Raw genomic sequence first — 15,348 nt, 5'->3', positions numbered from 1 at the left:
GTGGCATGGTCGAGCTTACGACCATCGTTGTCCCGCATAGTAATAAGTCAACACGACCGCCCCGGAAAGACGGTGCACCGTACACCGTGTGTCGCCTTATTTATGCGCGGCTTAGTAACGCCGCGCGCGAGCAGCGATACCACTGGATCGCCAATACATTCGACCCGATACCGTTCGACGCGGGTGCCGCACTCATCTACCGGAGCTTTGTGCGCGAATCTTCGTGCGGTTGGCCGAGATCCGAAGTCGCGCCGATTCGAGATACTGATCGCCGCGGTGGCCGTCGCTCTCGGGATTTCGCTAATCACCCGAAACGAGAACGACTTTCTGGGGCATTCACAGCGCCCGGCGCATCATCACCGTGTAAGAGCACCATATTCGATTCCGTCGTATTCCTGCTCGTGAGGTCGCCATGGAATCGTGAGCGGCGCTACGGCGAGTGAGGTCAATGTGCGACACCGGCCGACCTGCCCTAGGGATGGCGCGGGAGGCCGCTCATTTGCTGGCGGACGTTCCGGCTTTCCCCGTCCGCAAGTTCGCGTTGGGCCGGACCGATACGTGGTCCAGGGTGGATCGAGACGAAAATTTCACGACGGTTTCGGTTGAGCAAAGTTACTGCAGCTTGCTCGTGATGCGGGGGCGATATCGCCTGTTTGGTTTTAGTGTTAGCTTCTATGGCCGGACTGAAGAATTACGTGAAGCGCTGGCGCACAGCGCTTCACGTATCCGCGTCGGCACTGATGGTTGCCATCCTCGGACTCGCCATCACACCCGTAGCTCATGCGGCTGCGGCGACGGCGACGTTGTTGGTCGAACATACGTGGCAGACCGGTTTCATCGCTCGCTTCGCCATCACCAACTCAAGCATGGCGCCGCTTGCCGATTGGAAGCTCGAATTCGACATGCCGGCGGGACAATCCGTCTTGCACGCGTGGAACAGCACCGTCACCCAATCTGGCACGCACTATATTCTCACCCCCGCGAATTGGAATCGCACTATTGCGCCCGGTGGTTCAGCCACAGGCGGTTTCAGAGGGGTGCTAACCGGTTCCTACGCGTCACCGTCGAATTGTGTGCTCAACGGGCAATATCTATGCAGCTAGAGGCGACGGAGCACTGAGGCTCGACGGCTCCGACCGTGCGGCCAAACTGGGTGGACATGCCGGTCCCATTTCAGCCGCACTGCTGCCTGAACAGCACAAATCTGGCGGAGACCGAGATCTTCGGACTCGACTGAGCGCCCAACCTCGGGATCGGTAGCACCCGGGTACCTTTGCGGAAGGGCATGCCCGCCGATCAGCTGCACGTGGCGTCAGCCCGCACAGATGCGGAGCAGGTGTTTGTGGTGCTACGCGGCCCTACCCGCGGTCATGGGCTGACCGCCGCCGGCGTCGATCAGGTGCTCAGCGGGGCACGGCAACGCGCTGGCCTACACCACGCGAGCTGCCACCAGCTGCGCCACACTTGTCTGACCCGGCTGCGGGAGGCCGGGATGGCGTTGGAAGCGGTGCAGGCGCAAGCCGGGCATCGCTCGATTGAGTCCACCCGCATCTATCTGCACTTGGCCAACGCATGGCTCGCCGAGGAATACGCCCGCGGTAAACGCGATCGAAGATGACATCGCCGATCAGGCCGAGGACGGTGCAAACTGATGACCGCCCACCGACTCGTTGGCGACGCGTTGGACCTGGTCACCGCTCTACGAGAATGACCTGTGGGACATCGGCCAGGCGCCAGAGCAAACGGTGTTATGGGGCGCTCGGTGGTTCTTGGTGCACGTCGGCGAACCACAGGCTTTCGCCGCGCTGCCCTTAGACGAGCAGCTCGCCGTCCGCAACTCGGTGCATCGGTTCATCGCGTGGCTCATCGCGACGCGGCGGCTGCAACCGAGCGCGGACTACCTGGTGGTCCGCCGACCCCGGCTGGGTATCAGCTTGTCGCGACACTCGCCGGTGTTCCATGCTCTGTTCATCAACACCGCTGCAACGCTTGAGTTTCCGGTCAAGACCGCACAAGCGCAGTGGGCCGCGCTGGCCAGATCTGCGCCTTGACCGGACTGGCGCCGGAACGGCTGACGCGACATCGACGCAGCACGCGGCCAATTACTCGCCGCCGCAGACCGTTACGGACACCACTCGCACCGCGCCCTGTCCACCGCGATCTTCGGTCTGGAAGCGACCCTGTTCCACGCGGGGGTGATCGACGAACTGCCCCGTAAACGAGTCCGCACCAAAGCAGACATCCGCGCTGCACAGTGGGCCAAGGTGCCCGAGCGGATGCGCGCCACAATGCGCACTTACCTCGAGCAGGTGGCCACCACGCTGCGGCCCGGGCGAGCGAAAAACATCGAGGCGACTTTGCGTGAGTTCGCCGGATTCGTCGCCGAGCGTGATCCGTCCGCGCGATGCGGCGCCGACTTGGGCCGAACACACGTGGAGGCCTACAAGTGCTGGCTGGCCGGGCGGCCGGGCAAGTGCGGCGCGCCGCTGCATCGTCATACCATCAAAGACCGGCTTTGCGCGTTACGCGGGTTCTTCGCTCGATTACTCGAATGGGAGATTCCGGACGCGCCGGCCCGGGTCCCGCGCTGCAGCCGATGGACGCCACCGAGACCGCCGACTTCTACGAACTCGTCGTGGCCCGACACCACAAAGCCTCGACCGTCACGACTTCGAACCGAACGCCCGACGAGTGGCTGACCATGATGAGCGACCCGCTGCTGGCCCAATCGGCAGTCGACAGGCTCACCTCGACCGCACACGAGCTCGTCATCGAAGGCGAGCCCTACCGGCGACAGAAACCCTCCGTTTGATAACCCAGACCGAGGGAGAACACCATGCTCCCCGAGCCGATCAGGTGGTCCCATGCCACTGGCAAACGGGTGGTCCCATCACCTTGGCAAATGACACCGTCGAAGGGGGCCGTCGGGAGCACACTTCCATATATGGCAGCGGAGGAATGCCAGCTCCATGATGGTTAAGAAGTCGACACCGCCGATAGATTCACCACGTGATCACAAATCGGTGCCACCGGGTTCTGCGAACATCGCACTGGTCTTCGACAGTCTGCCCCGGCGGGCATGGAGAAAATACTGTTACAGGTGGCCTATCGTTGCCAGAGTCCGATCCCACAAGTCGCTGGCAAGGTGCGGGTCACAGGCCGAGCGGCTGGCTTTCCCGATCTCGCACTTCGCGTAGTATTCGCCTGGCTGCCAATCGATACCGGGTGTGCTTGACGCGAGGCGGGCCAGCGGCGCGGCTCCCTGCTCTGCGGTCGCAAACAGTCGCGGAAGTGACAGCTTTTCCAAGAACGCAAAAACCCGTGAACCCGAAGCCCGGCTGAAATTGGTGGCGACCACACCAGGGTGTACCGCTGCAGCCGAGAGCCCGTCGGCATGGTAGCGTCGATGTAATTCCTTGGTGAACAAGATGTTTGCCAGCTTCGAGATGGCATAGGCGACGATGGGACGGCGCCCCTGGGTGTTCTCGAAGTCGACAATGGCGATATTGCGAACCCATTTATGCGCCCCGCTGGCCGTATTGATTACACTGGCCCGGGACTCGACCAATAAATCCAAGAGCTGCGTGGTGAGTAGAAACGGCGCCAGGTAGTTGACCTGATAAGTCATCTCGTAGCCGTCAGCCGTCAGGTGGGGTTTGTTCGTCATTCCACCCGCATTGTTGACCAAAACGTCGATGCGCGGGTACTGCGAACGTATTTTGTCTGCCAGGGCTCGAACCTGCCAAAGATCAGCGAAGTCTGCCACGAAATAGTCCGCGCCCAATTCCGCGGCTACCGCGGTAGTCTTGCTTCGGCACCGGCCAACCACAACGACGTTTTCGTCGCTTTGACTTAGCCAGCGTGCCGCCGCAGCGCCAATGCCGTCGCTGGCACCGGTAATGACGATCGTCCTTGCTGACACGCTGGGAGCATATCTCGGCTTTTGACACCAGAAGGCGACATTGCCGTTCGAATAACCACTGACGGGATCTCAATGCGGCAACGGACTGCAAGGCCGGACCCCTCATGAAAACGGAGCGCTTTACGGAAACCCTTGTGATCCACCGACCGTCTTACAAAATGTCGTACAATGGTTGCCATGGCTGACACGATCACCTTCCGGCCGGACGAAGACACATTGAAGGCACTGGAAGTCTTGACCAAAGATGGCACGGCCGTGTCTGCGGCTGTTCGATCCGCACTCATTGATGCCGCGCGCCGGAAGGCTAACGCAGCCATCCGCGCCGAGGCGGAAATGCTTGCTGCGGACGAGTCCGACCGCGCTGAGGCCATGCAGGTGCTGCGCGACATGGAGACGCTGCGTGCGTGGTGAGGTCTTTCAGTTGCACGCTACGCGGCGGGGCCGAGGTCACGAGCAGTCCGTCTCCCGCTACGCCGTCGTTGTCCAGTCAGATCAACTGCCACTGTCGACCTGGCTGGTCGCGCCCACATCTACGTCAGCTCGTGCCGCAAGCTTTCGTCCTGAGGTTGAAATCGGCGGAAAGAACACCCGGGTGCTTGCCGAGCAGGCCGCCGCAGTTTACCCGGGCCGGCTCGGCAAGAGCGTCGGGTTCCTCAGTTTCGACGAGATGTGTCGCGTTGATGCGGCACTGCGCATCGTCCTCGAGCTCTGAGCGCTGTGCCGCCGTCACGTTGAATAATGAAAACAATTGCGGCGCGGTGCAATACGTCGCACTTTACCGAGAGCCCGAGTCTCCTTTGTTTACCGTTCCAGGTTTAGTTGTCATGCGTGAAGTCGTTGTATGCTAAGAATTTTCGGAACTTGTTAAACAATGCTGTCCAAATCAAGATGACATTTCCGTATGGTCCGATCGACACACAGCGACTTGCTGAATTCTGAGATGGGGTCAGGGGCGAATACCGCACCAACCCACCGAGGCCCAAGCCGCTTCACCGCCGATGCGCCGAACCGCAAATGGGTCGGGGACATCAAATGCCGACGTCGGCATTTGATGTCTTATTTTATGCCGACCCTCGGAATATGCCGACACTTCTTGCGATGGTGCATGTCAGCGGCGGTTTTGTGGTGCAAAAGGTCGGCATAGTCGGGTAGTCGTGGTCACGCTTCAGGCACGGAAATTGTCTGGAGGTGAGGTTCGTGACGAAGAGATCGCCGACGGCCCGACCGTATCCGGTTAGGGTCCCGCGGGTTGCGTTGGGTCCTTTGGTGCCCGTGGTGCTGGGCCAGTGTTCGGAATGGATGGCCGGGCTGGGTTATGCACCGGGTTCTGCGGCCGGGGTCGTGAATGTGTTGGAACGGCTGAGTTGTTGGATGCAGCTCGCGGGCGCCGGGGTCGACGACATCGATGAGGAACTGCTCGCCCGGTTCCTCGCAGACGAGAGGTCCCGAGATCTTCCGTGCGTGTCAGTGAAGCAGTGGATCGGCACGATGCGCAGGTTTTTGACCGCAACGGGATATCTGAGTGCGGCTGTGGTCCAGTTGGATTCACTCACACCGGCACAAGCCGCGGTGGGGGACTGGTGTTTGTGGATGCGTGAGCAGCGCGGCCTGACCGAGAAGACGATAGCAGCCCGTTGCCGCTACGCGGCCGGCCTTCTCGATGTGTTGATGGCGGCTGACAGGTCGGTCCAGTGGTGGCGCCTGGACGCATCGATCGTCAACGCGTACATCGCTGAACGTGGACGTCCTTACGGCGTTGTTGCTCGTGCTCATATCGTCGGATCTGTCCGTTGCCTGCTGCGGTGGGCGTTGAGCACCGGTCACCTTGATCGGGACCTGAACGCCGGGATCCTCAAGCCTGCCGGGACGCGGCGGTCGTTGCCGCGGGGCGTGGACACCAAGCAGGTCGCGGCCTTGCTGGGTGTATGCGATGCCGCCACCGCACTCGGGGCAAGGGACAGGGCGCTCGTCCTGATCCTCGTACGGTGCGGCCTGCGTGCCGGCGAGGCCGCCAGTCTGAGGCTCGAGGACATCGACTGGGCAACTGGACATCTCATAGTCACCGGCAAAGGCCGCGAGCACTCGTTGCCGCTCCCAGTCGATGTGGGTCAGGCATTGGAGGCGTGGTTGCGGTTGTTCGGGGGCATTTAGGGTGACCACGTGGGGGTAGGGGTCCGGCACTGACGGTGGGCCCGACCCCACCGTCGGGGTCCGCGGCATCCACCACCGCATCGTCGCCTCGCTGGGCGGACAACCCCTGACCCATCACGCCACGCTGGCTCCCCAAGCCGAGTACGAGGCCGCCCTCACCGGCGCCTCACACCCTGCGAGCCAGCCAAACCCGGCCCTCGCAACCGACTAGGAACAATACCTGGGGTAGTTCACACCCGACCCCGCCGGACACCCGCCGGCGGGGTCATTTCATAGCCGCACATCCTCACCACCAACGCCGCCATCATGCTCATCCTGAATGCCGGTCAACAGTAACCCGCCATATTCGATTCCGTGGTATTCCTACGATACGAACGCGAACCCACCGAGGCGCCGCCAGGGGAGAGGTCCTGACCGCACGTCGAGACTGCAGCAGTGGCGTTCGACGCACAATGCAGGGCGCAGCGCGGTTCAGCAGTTTGCTGACGATTCCTACTCGGTCAATCTGGATGCGGCTCCCGTGCGACATTCTTCAGTCTTGGGCTAATCGTCTGCTTCGCGAATCGCGAGTCGCTCGTCGTGCCGGCCGGTTCACCAATGCGGTTCTCCGGTTCCGGGGCATGTGCCGGTCAACAGACCCGACCGAGCGCCGCAGGCAGACGCAACAGGGCTTTCCGCCAACTGCGGTTGCCGTGCCGGTCGCACTAGAGATCGCGGTGCTCGACGAACGCGACGAATAGGCAAACGGCTGTTGGACGGCATGTGCACGCTCCCATCTCAGCCTGCTCAGTGTCATCGTTGCGGCTAGAGTAGCAACGGACTACAAAGCCCTCGTTGGTGCCCACTGTAAGCACGGCCGACGGCCCGGGTTACGGCAGGGACAGCGATTCCGGAAACCAAGGACAAAGCATGGCCGCAACCCAGGAACTCGGCGCATCCGAGACGACCGACCGCTCACTTCATCTGATCATCAACGCAATCGAGTCCAACTCGCCGAGACGCGGCGCAGACGTCGACGTGACACTGTACCTGCCATGGGGAACTGTGATGGGTAACATCGAGCCCTGCTGGTATTTCGACCAGAAACTCCTCGGCTACCTCCAAACGATCGGCGTCGACCACAACCAGCAACCCCCGACCGACGGCACCTGCCCAAATTGCCCAAATGGGGGCGCGTCGCACGTATACGTGCACTTATCTCGGGTTACGTGCCGCCAGAATAGCGGTCAGGTCGACCGGCATGATCAGCTTCGCGTGCGGCTGGCCGACGTCACCTCCTGGGCCTTCGGTCACGGCGAGGTTAGAGCCCGCTGATTAGCGCGCCCGGCCCTGGGCTAACCCCGCCATATTCGATTCGGCCGTATTCCTCCCGCGTGGGGCAGTGGATCAGTAGCGGTGAAGCATAGCCGAAGGGTTGACCGCAACTCTAAGGTGCGTTCAGCGTGACTGCCTACCCGATAGATTCAGAGCACCGCCAGTTGTTTGCTGAACAGTTTCGAGATCTGCGGTATAGCCGGGTGGATCCGCAGCCGTGACGGGGAGTGCCGACACCTGGGTGAATGATGTTCAGGATAATTATCGGGCGTGACGGTGTCCGTGGCCGCCCTTGACGACATCATCACGTCAAAGACGGGCTGCAGCAAGCAGGTCAAACCCATTGGTGTACAACACAACGACGCATTTTTCCGGTAAAGCTGCATATTTGGTTCCGGCGTATTAGGGCCTCTGCGTATTGCTTTCGACCATGATTCGCTTGGCCCCGAGCCGTCTCGCTTGTTGAGTCAGGGGCCTTCGAAAGCGTTAGTCAGAACCCGGTTCGGGTTCTCACTGGTTTGCTGATGTGTCATCCAGAGCAGTCGACCGCAACCTCGAGAGCCGTGCAGATGGCGCGCATCCGGGCGTCGGCGAGTCGGCCAAGCCGATCGATCAGCACCGCGACCGAGACACTTTCGACTGAGTCCAGATTCACTGCGGAACGGCGTGGGATCGGGTCGGGACCCGGTTCGAGAACAACCTCGCTGGCTAGCCCCCGGATGGTTGTGGTGCACGGTGCGACGAGTGCGCGTCGAAGCCGGGGGATCGCCGCATCGCGCGAGAGCACAACGACTGGACGCCGGCCGATCTCGGCCATCTCACACCACCACACCTCTCCGCGTGCCGGAAGTGCGCTCACGAGTCGCCGGCCGCCCGCCGCCACGACGCTAGGTCGCCCCACTCGTCGGGCTCATTAAGCGGGTGCTTGTCGTAGGCCGCATAGCTCGCATCCACCTCCGCTGATCGATGGCGAGCAAGTAAGGCTCCGAGGGCCTCATCGATGAGAGCTGCATCAGTGATTCCTGCCCGCACGTCGCGCGCACTGCTCAGTAGCCCGGCGTCGACAGTAGTACTCAGGCGTATGCGGTTCATGCCACTATTATGCCACGGCCTGAGCAAACTCTCACGCGGGCTTTCGAGCGCATGTTGGCGGTACAAGGCTCTCTACTTGACATAATGTCGCTTATCGGCATACGCCTTGCGAGTTGCATCAAGTGAAAGTGCTCGCACCTCTTGACGATTGGCCTGTCGGCGCACGTCACGGCCTGATTCTTTGTACTGATTCCGTAACGGGCTGCTGCTGCTTGCAGCGGACGTTCATACGGCGAGGTTGACGTAGAGCTCAATCACTTGATGAATTCGGGTGTCAGGTGGAAGCTTTAATGCACCCTAGGCGGCCGACCTAGAACGGGCCATCGACCACCCCGCGTACCGCCAGCGATACGTCACAGTGACGAATTATCTTGTGGCGCTGGGGGCTATTGAATTAGTGTCCTTTGCCAGGGAACCTGGCAAAGTGGTAGCCCACGGAGCTGTGGTGCCTCATTTTGATTGGCAGGGGCCGTTATCAGGTGCCGTTATCAGGTTCTGCCTTATTCCTGACGCAAGTTCACTTGTTCGACTGACTAGCAGACGAACAGTACGGGGTCGTGTGGTGGGCGCAGTGCTGGCCGACGGAAGCCGGCCAGCATTCCGGTGAACGCGCCGCGTCCGTGGCTACCTATGACAAGCATTTCGGCTAACCGGGATGCTGCGATGAGGCACCGGCCGCGGGGGTTCGCGCTGCGAGTACGGTCTAGGCCGGTCTGTGTGTGATCACCTAGGTTGGCCCCGGTTTGGCCGGTTTTCGTCAAGGGAAAACGAGGAAGCGTTGCAACATAATGCATTGGGCGGTCGGGTCTTTGACTGGCCAGTACCACAGCGCCAAGAAGACGCGAATGAGCCACTGCGCAGCGAGTGGGTCATCGTTGTCATGACCGAGCATTTCGGCGGCCAACGCGGTCACGGCCGGTGAACTGGTGATCCAGTCACTGATCGGTGTCGTGTGCAGTGATCGCATAAGCTGCGCCAGCGGATCGGACTGCAGGCGTTGCAGGGCGACGATGGTGGCGGTCACCACCCGGTCCGGGCCCTTGAGGTCTTTGATCGCTTCGCGAACCGTGTCGACGATGCGCGCCGATTGGATAGCGACAACACTGTCGCGGATTGCCGCCTTGCCGCCGGCATGCCGGTAAATCGTTGCCGGCGAACAGTGGACCTTGGTTGCTAAGTCCTCGATGGTGAAGGCCTCGTAGCCGCGGCGAGCAATGAGGTCGGCAGCTGCGCGTAGATCCGTTCGGCGGCTTCGCTGCGGCGGTCCCGCCCCACCAGCCAGTCGTTCCGGGGCATCTAACCATGCTCCTCCCAATCGCAGGCCGCTGAAATCCTTCTCTCACGTTGAGAATTTTCAACGGCTTTATCTCAGCCTAATGCCCTGGTAGCGCCGTGTGGATGATGCGGCCGCCGCTCGAGTCGGCGGGCGGCATTCCTCAACCTTGTCGTGACCCGTTGACGCTGGCGATGGGCGCGCTCAGCCTGAACCCATGACGGCTGTAGCCGATCCGATCGCGTTCTTTGGCGCCGAGGCGTTACAGGATCCATGTCCGCTCTATGACCGCATGCGTGCACAAGCGCCGGTGCACCGCATCGGTGATTCGGTGTTTTACGCCGTGTGCGGCTGGGACGCGGTGCTCGAGGCAGTCGAGCGGGTCGACGACTTTTCCTCAAACCTCACCGCAACCATGGTCTATCACAGTGACGGCACCGTCAGGCCGTTCGACATGGGACCGCCCGGAGGTCCCGCTCACGCGTTGGCCACCGCCGACGATCCGGTGCACGCAATGCATCGCAAGATCCTTCTGCCGCACTTGTCGGCCAAGCGCGTGCGTGTCATTGAAGAGTTCGCCGCCCAAACTGCCGACCGTCTATGGGATGAGAACCTGGACGACGGTCAGATTGAGTGGATGAGCGCCATGGCCAACCGGCTGCCCATGATGGTGGTCGCCAGGCTACTGGGCTTGCCCGGTGGCGACGTCGACAAACTCATCCGACTCGGCTACGCGACCACCACACTGCTCGACGGGATTGTCACCCCCGATCAGCTCGAAGCCGCCGGTATGGCGGCGATCGAACTGTCTGGTTATGTCCTGGACCATTTCGACAAAGCACCGGATCATGGCCTGATCGCTGATCTGGCCGCACGCTGCGCTTCAGGCGAATTGGAGCAGTTGCCAGCTCTGGGGATGATGCTCACGTTGTTCAGCGCTGCCGGCGAATCGACGGCCTCGCTTCTGGGCAGCGCGGCATGGATCCTCACCGATCGGCCCGAGATCCAACAACAAGTCCGCGACCATCCCGAACTTTTGAGCTCCTTCATCGAAGAGGCGCTGCGCTACGAGCCGCCGTTTCGTGGCCATTACCGCCACGTGTGGCGTGACACCACCCTCGCCGGTGTCACGGTGCCCGCCGATTCTCACCTGCTGCTCATGTGGGGAGCAGCCAACCGGGATCCGGTGCACTTCGAAGCGCCAAACGAGTTCCGCCTCAACCGAAGCGGCGCCAAGAGCCACGTCAGCTTCGGTAAAGGCGTGCACTTCTGCGTGGGAGCCGCACTAGCACGCCTGGAGGCCCACATCGTGTTACGCAAACTGCTCGAACGCACCACCTGGATCAAGGCCACCGATATCGGGGAATGGCTACCCAGCATCCTGGTCAGACGCCGCAAGCATCTATGGCTCTCCGTCAGGTGAGCCCCTTCGCAGCCCCGATGATCTGTTGGAAGTCAGGATGATCGAGCCGCCGGCTGTCGTACGTTCGGAGATCAGTTCATAGAAGCCGTCAAGGCATTGCGGCGTGTGCGTGCTGTTGCGTGTCACTGAGGATGACGATGGTGGCGTCATCGATGTTGACGATGATCCGATGTGCGGGGATGTCGAGCTTGTGAAAGCGGCCGGTGCCCAGCGCGTCGGGCCGCAAAAATTTCAGCATGCCTTCGCAGGCGAACACCACGCCCACATACAAGCGGATGAGCAGGACTGCGGCTGGTGCGCGCGTCGTGGTTTTAACCGGGTGAGCCAGGAACCGTCGTCAACCACGGGTTAAACCTCCTTCGCCCACGTGGTGTCTTCACTGCCTTGCTGTGCGATGCATGCCTTAGTCGCCGCCTTGTGGCCGCACGGATCGGGCACTTCGTTGGGTGGCGCTGCGGGCGCGGCGCAGTCCGTAGGTTGTGGCGCCTGCGGTGAGCACCCGCAGTCGCGTCGGTGGTGGCGAGCCGGCGCGCCAGCGCCGGATGCCCGGTACTTATTGCTGCCCCCGGTGCCCGAGGATCTCAGCGGCCAGTTCGGCGAGGGCAGCGCGCTCCTCGGCCAGCGCTGCCCGCCCGAGGTCGGTGATCTCGTAGACGCGGCGGGCGCGGCCATCGACCACGTGCTGGCGGGAGGTCAGCAATCCGTCTTCTTGCATGCGGTGCAGCATCGGATACAGCGTGCCCGGGGAGATCTTGTAGCCGTGGCCGGCTAGCTCCGCGGCCATCCACGCCCCGTGGATTGGTTCCAACTGTGCGTGGTGCAAGATATGCAGCCGCACCGCACCGCGCAAGAACTGACTCATGGGTCTATCTTCATCTCACCAAGACCGAGGGTGAATTCAGGACGCTCCAGCGCCCAAAACCCGTGCCTGGTGAGCTCATAGACCCGGCGCACCCGCCCGTCGACGACCTGACGATCGGGGCGTAGCAGGCCCTCGATCTGCATGCGGTAGAATGCCGGAGCAGCCCGTCCGGGGCAATCCGGTAGTCGTGAGCGACCTCGGGCACCACATCGGCTGCCGTGCCAAAAGGGAGCAACGGATAGATCGGGACGACGACCTTCACGCGCGCCTCGGCGGCGACGTGAGTCACCAATCGCCAGTGCTGTGAGTTGATTTCGTTGACCCAGGCACCGCCATGGAGGTAGACCACGGTGTGTGTATGCGCGCCGTTCTTGGGTGCCACGGTATAGATCGGCCAGCCGGATCGACGGCCGACCTCCACGGTCACGTCGGGGCGCAGCCGCACCGGCGGTCCGTACGGCGACGGACGCAACGCGCGGGCCGTGATGTGCTTGCGCGCATCTGCGGCGGTGGTGTATTGACGCGTCCTACCGGTGATGCGGAGCATTGCGGGCATGGTCCGGCTCGCCCAGCTGGGCCCCCACGTGTCAAGGCTCGTTCCTTTCACTGACCTCAGGCAATGGTTTCTACTCCCCCGAAACCGACCCCGAAACCGACCTCGACGGCACCTTGAATGATCCACAGGTGGGCAGGCGAATGTCCACGTTCTTGACACCTCCTCGATAGCGCATCCCCGACCTGCCGACCGTCATACACCGCGGCATGCTTCGCAGGTACCCGCGCTACCCCGGATACAAGGCCCCTCCAGGTCGAACTCGACGTCGATAGGATGCCACCGGTAACTCGCACAGGCCGCGGCTAATCGCAAAACAGTCCCGATGCCGGGCTTAGACTCCATTCGGCTCCGTTGCAGCAACAGAGACCGCTCCGCCACAACGACGACCGGCTCGCTTCCCGCCGGCGACTGGTCGTCCATATCCCAATGGTCGAAGGAGGGCTTATGAACGGGCCAACGCGAGGGCCAACGCGAGAGCCAGCGGCAGCCATCGAGACCGATTACCTGGTGGTCGGCGCCGGGGCGATGGGAATCGCGTTCACCGATACGCTCCTTGCCGAATCCGAGGCACGCATGGTCATCGTCGACCGGGCACATCAACCGGGTGGGCATTGGACCACGGCCTACCCATTCGTGCGGCTGCACCAACCGTCCGCGTACTACGGCGTCAACTCACGAGCCCTGGGCAACAACACTATTGACGCCGTCGGCTGGAACCAAGGGCTGAACGAACTCGCCTCCGTCGGCGAAATCTGCGCCTACTTCGACGCGGTGATGCAACAGCAATTCCTGCCCAGCGGGCGCGTTGAGTACTTCCCCATGAGCGACTACCTCGGCGACGGCCGATTCCGGACGCTGGGCGGCGCGGAATACCGGGTCACGGTCAGGCGGCGCATCGTCGATGCCACCTACCTGCAAGCCGTCGTGCCGTCGATGCGGCCGGCTCCGTACCCGGTGGCGCCGGGCATCGACTGCATTGCACCCAACGACCTGCCGAAATTCAGGGCACGCGACCGATACGTGGTCGTCGGCGCCGGAAAGACCGGCATGGACGTCTGCTTGTGGCTATTGCGAAACGGCGTCACCCCCGAGAGGCTGACCTGGATCATGCCGCGCGACGCCTGGCTGATCGACCGGGCAACGTTGCAGCCGGGACCAACGTTCATCAAGAAGTTCCGGGACAGCTACGGCGCCACGCTCGATGCTATCGGCAACGCGACATCGGTCCAAGACCTGTTCGACCGGCTCGAGGCAGCGGGAACCTTGCTCCGGCTCAACCCCACGGTTCGACCCACCATGTATCGGTGCGCGACCGTGTCACAACCCGAATACGACCAGTTGCGCCGTATCGACGACGTCGTCAGGATGGGCCATGTTCAACGCATCGAGCCCACCGCCATCGTGCTCGACGGCGGATCGATCGCCTCGTCTCCGTCCGCCCTCTACATCGACTGCACCGCGGACGGAGCACCGCAGCGGCCGGCCACACCGGTATTCGACGGCGACCACCTCACCCTGCAGGCGGTGCGCGGCTGTCAACAGGTGTTCAGCGCGGCGTTCACCGCGCACGTCGAACTTGCCTACCCCGATGACGCGGTGAAAAACGAACTCTGCGTGCCGATTCCACATCCGGACTCCGACCTGGACTGGCTACGGCTGACGCATTCCGATCTGCGCAATTTTCGGCGCTGGCTCGCCGACGCCGAGCTGACCGACTGGCTCGGCTCGGCACGGTTGAATCTTCTCGCCGAGCTGCTGCCGCCGTTGTCGCACAAGCCGCGAGTACGCGAGCGGGTGGTCTCGATGTTCCAGTCGAGGTTGAATGCTGCCAGCGAGCGACTGGAAAAGTTGCTGAGCGACCACGGCGGCGATACCGCTGCAACGGTGAGGAGCGGGCGTGCCGCAGCACCCTGATGTCGACGCACCACTGGCCGACGTGCCCGACTCGGGGTACGTCTACCGGACAAGCTGGCGACTGGCCACCACCGACATCGACGAGCACCAGCGGCTGCGCCTGGACGGAGTAGCCCGCTATATCCAAGAAGTCGGCGCCGAGCACTTGGCCGATGCCGAGCTGGCAGAAGTCCATCCCCACTGGATCGTGCTGCGCACCGTGATCGACGTCATCGAGCCGATCGAGCTACCCAGCGATATCACCTTTAGCCGTTGGTGCGCAGCGCTTTCCACCCGATGGTGCAACATGCGCGTCCAGCTTGACGGCGCTGCCGGCGGACGGATCGAAACCGAAGGTTTCTGGATCTGTGTGAACAAGGACACCCTGACGCCGTCGCGGCTCACCGATGAATGCATCGCCCACTTCGGCAGCACCACCGACAACCACCGGCTCAAGTGGCGCCCATGGCTCACCGAGCCGCTGACCGACGGCACCGAGACGCCATTTCCGCTGCGCCGCACTGATATTGATCCTTTCGAGCACGTCAACAACACCATCTACTGGCACGGCATTGTCGAGGTACTCGGCCAGCTGCCGGCCGGCGCAGAGCTGACCGCGGCTCCATATCGCGTCGTGCTCGAGTACCGCAGCCCGATCAAGTACGGCGAAGCCGTCACTATTCGTTCCGACCAGCGCGACGGCCGCATCCGCATGCACTTCGTGGTGGGTGACGACGTCCGCGCCGCCGCCTTGGTGCGCAAGCTTTGAGTCGGATCTCGTTGGCGGCCGCGGATGTCTGCGTATCGGCCCCCGAAGCTTCCACCGGAGCAGTGTCCGCGCCAATTATGTGGGTGCCGGCGA

The 15,348-nt window shown here is 62.4% G+C and carries 15 protein-coding genes and 4 pseudogenes; 12 read left to right on the top strand and 7 right to left on the bottom strand.

What is annotated here, in order from left to right; genetic code table 11:
* Positions 1–674: 674 nt before the first annotated feature.
* The 4 genes and pseudogenes from CDN38_RS26100 to CDN38_RS26085 form a co-directional block, all read left to right on the top strand.
* Positions 675–1,103: a cellulose-binding domain-containing protein gene (locus CDN38_RS26100; RefSeq protein ID WP_075509233.1), complete on the top strand. Its 429-nt coding sequence runs from the start codon at positions 675–677 to the stop codon at positions 1,101–1,103.
* A 182-nt stretch (positions 1,104–1,285) separates the two neighbouring features.
* Entirely contained in the window at positions 1,286–1,618 is a 333-nt protein-coding gene (locus tag CDN38_RS26095) for a tyrosine-type recombinase/integrase (RefSeq protein ID WP_075509234.1), read from the top strand.
* A gap of 52 nt (positions 1,619–1,670) precedes the next feature.
* The gene (locus tag CDN38_RS26090; protein WP_075509235.1) at positions 1,671–2,051 is read left to right on the top strand and encodes a hypothetical protein; all 381 of its coding nucleotides are present in this window, start codon (positions 1,671–1,673) and stop codon (positions 2,049–2,051) included.
* Between the two features lie 533 nt (positions 2,052–2,584).
* A pseudogene (locus CDN38_RS26085) lies at positions 2,585–2,812 on the top strand (ATP-binding protein); the annotation flags it as partial.
* A gap of 282 nt (positions 2,813–3,094) precedes the next feature.
* Here CDN38_RS26085 and CDN38_RS26080 read toward each other — a convergent pair.
* On the bottom strand, positions 3,095–3,922 hold the full coding sequence (locus CDN38_RS26080) for an SDR family NAD(P)-dependent oxidoreductase (protein ID WP_075509236.1): 828 nt from the start codon (positions 3,920–3,922) through the stop codon (positions 3,095–3,097).
* 177 nt (positions 3,923–4,099) lie between these two features.
* On the opposite strand from CDN38_RS26080, the gene CDN38_RS26075 reads away from it, so the two are divergent.
* The 5 genes and pseudogenes from CDN38_RS26075 to CDN38_RS26055 all read left to right on the top strand — a co-directional run bounded on the left by CDN38_RS26075 (position 4,100) and on the right by CDN38_RS26055 (position 7,387).
* Positions 4,100–4,333 carry a hypothetical protein gene (locus CDN38_RS26075; protein WP_075509238.1) on the top strand — a complete coding sequence of 78 codons (234 nt, stop codon included), beginning with the start codon at positions 4,100–4,102 and terminating at the stop codon, positions 4,331–4,333.
* Positions 4,323–4,634, top strand: coding sequence for a type II toxin-antitoxin system PemK/MazF family toxin (locus CDN38_RS26070; RefSeq protein ID WP_075509237.1), 312 nt, complete (start codon positions 4,323–4,325; stop codon positions 4,632–4,634). The genes CDN38_RS26075 and CDN38_RS26070 overlap by 11 nt, the downstream gene beginning before the upstream one ends.
* A 485-nt stretch (positions 4,635–5,119) precedes the next feature.
* Complete coding sequence (locus tag CDN38_RS26065; RefSeq protein WP_082276943.1) at positions 5,120–6,073, top strand: tyrosine-type recombinase/integrase; 954 nt, start codon at positions 5,120–5,122, stop codon at positions 6,071–6,073.
* Positions 6,074–6,113: 40 nt separating this feature from the next.
* Positions 6,114–6,212 (top strand): annotated as a pseudogene (locus tag CDN38_RS26060) (ExeA family protein); the annotation flags it as partial.
* Positions 6,213–6,982: 770 nt separating this feature from the next.
* Positions 6,983–7,387, top strand: coding sequence for a hypothetical protein (locus tag CDN38_RS26055; protein ID WP_075513073.1), 405 nt, complete (start codon positions 6,983–6,985; stop codon positions 7,385–7,387).
* Positions 7,388–7,916: 529 nt separating this feature from the next.
* Here CDN38_RS26055 and CDN38_RS26050 read toward each other — a convergent pair.
* The 3 genes and pseudogenes from CDN38_RS26050 to CDN38_RS26040 all read right to left on the bottom strand — a co-directional run bounded on the left by CDN38_RS26050 (position 7,917) and on the right by CDN38_RS26040 (position 9,775).
* Entirely contained in the window at positions 7,917–8,246 is a 330-nt protein-coding gene (locus tag CDN38_RS26050; protein WP_075513078.1) for a type II toxin-antitoxin system PemK/MazF family toxin, read from the bottom strand.
* A pseudogene (locus CDN38_RS26045) lies at positions 8,243–8,598 on the bottom strand (type II toxin-antitoxin system antitoxin MazE5). The gene CDN38_RS26050 and the pseudogene CDN38_RS26045 overlap by 4 nt, the downstream one beginning before the upstream one ends.
* A 638-nt stretch (positions 8,599–9,236) precedes the next feature.
* Positions 9,237–9,775: pseudogene (locus CDN38_RS26040) on the bottom strand (TetR/AcrR family transcriptional regulator).
* Positions 9,776–9,969: 194 nt separating this feature from the next.
* Between CDN38_RS26040 and CDN38_RS26035 the strand changes: the two are divergent.
* Positions 9,970–11,175: a cytochrome P450 gene (locus CDN38_RS26035; RefSeq protein ID WP_075513071.1), complete on the top strand. Its 1,206-nt coding sequence runs from the start codon at positions 9,970–9,972 to the stop codon at positions 11,173–11,175.
* Positions 11,176–11,263: 88 nt separating this feature from the next.
* Here the strand turns inward: CDN38_RS26035 and CDN38_RS29730 are convergent, their stop codons facing one another.
* The 3 genes from CDN38_RS29730 to CDN38_RS26020 form a co-directional block, all read right to left on the bottom strand.
* Positions 11,264–11,440 (bottom strand): hypothetical protein, encoded by a 177-nt coding sequence (locus CDN38_RS29730; protein ID WP_180276388.1) that lies wholly within the window; start codon positions 11,438–11,440, stop codon positions 11,264–11,266.
* Between the two features lie 288 nt (positions 11,441–11,728).
* Entirely contained in the window at positions 11,729–12,037 is a 309-nt protein-coding gene (locus CDN38_RS26025; protein WP_075513070.1) for an Rv3488 family transcriptional regulator, read from the bottom strand.
* A gap of 10 nt (positions 12,038–12,047) precedes the next feature.
* Positions 12,048–12,584, bottom strand: coding sequence for an alpha/beta hydrolase fold domain-containing protein (locus CDN38_RS26020; protein ID WP_161951697.1), 537 nt, complete (start codon positions 12,582–12,584; stop codon positions 12,048–12,050).
* A gap of 453 nt (positions 12,585–13,037) precedes the next feature.
* Between CDN38_RS26020 and CDN38_RS26015 the strand changes: the two genes are divergently transcribed.
* Together CDN38_RS26015 and CDN38_RS26010 are read left to right on the top strand one after the other, a co-directional pair.
* Entirely contained in the window at positions 13,038–14,507 is a 1,470-nt protein-coding gene (locus tag CDN38_RS26015) for an NAD(P)/FAD-dependent oxidoreductase (RefSeq protein WP_075513068.1), read from the top strand.
* Positions 14,491–15,255: an acyl-[acyl-carrier-protein] thioesterase gene (locus tag CDN38_RS26010; protein ID WP_075513067.1), complete on the top strand. Its 765-nt coding sequence runs from the start codon at positions 14,491–14,493 to the stop codon at positions 15,253–15,255. The genes CDN38_RS26015 and CDN38_RS26010 overlap by 17 nt, the downstream gene beginning before the upstream one ends.
* Positions 15,256–15,348 lie beyond the last annotated feature (93 nt).

It is taken from the genome of Mycobacterium ostraviense (assembly GCF_002705925.1).
In the GTDB taxonomy this organism is placed as follows: Bacteria; Actinomycetota; Actinomycetes; order Mycobacteriales; family Mycobacteriaceae; genus Mycobacterium; species Mycobacterium ostraviense.
The sequence above is the reverse complement of the archived record's forward strand: the minus strand, read 5'-3'. Positions and strand labels throughout refer to the sequence as shown.

What these genes read in the sequence shown, in the direction of transcription:
- CDN38_RS26100 (WP_075509233.1), top strand. Translation starts at nt 675, where the DNA reads ATGGCCGGACTGAAGAATTACGTGAAGCGCTGGCGCACAGCGCTTCAC.
- CDN38_RS26095 (WP_075509234.1), top strand. Translation starts at nt 1,286, where the DNA reads ATGCCCGCCGATCAGCTGCACGTGGCGTCAGCCCGCACAGATGCGGAG.
- CDN38_RS26075 (WP_075509238.1), top strand. Translation starts at nt 4,100, where the DNA reads ATGGCTGACACGATCACCTTCCGGCCGGACGAAGACACATTGAAGGCA.
- CDN38_RS26055 (WP_075513073.1), top strand. Translation starts at nt 6,983, where the DNA reads ATGGCCGCAACCCAGGAACTCGGCGCATCCGAGACGACCGACCGCTCA.
- CDN38_RS26035 (WP_075513071.1), top strand. Translation starts at nt 9,970, where the DNA reads ATGACGGCTGTAGCCGATCCGATCGCGTTCTTTGGCGCCGAGGCGTTA.
- CDN38_RS26025 (WP_075513070.1), bottom strand. Translation starts at nt 12,037, where the DNA reads ATGAGTCAGTTCTTGCGCGGTGCGGTGCGGCTGCATATCTTGCACCAC.
- CDN38_RS26020 (WP_161951697.1), bottom strand. Translation starts at nt 12,584, where the DNA reads ATGCTCCGCATCACCGGTAGGACGCGTCAATACACCACCGCCGCAGAT.
- CDN38_RS26015 (WP_075513068.1), top strand. Translation starts at nt 13,038, where the DNA reads ATGAACGGGCCAACGCGAGGGCCAACGCGAGAGCCAGCGGCAGCCATC.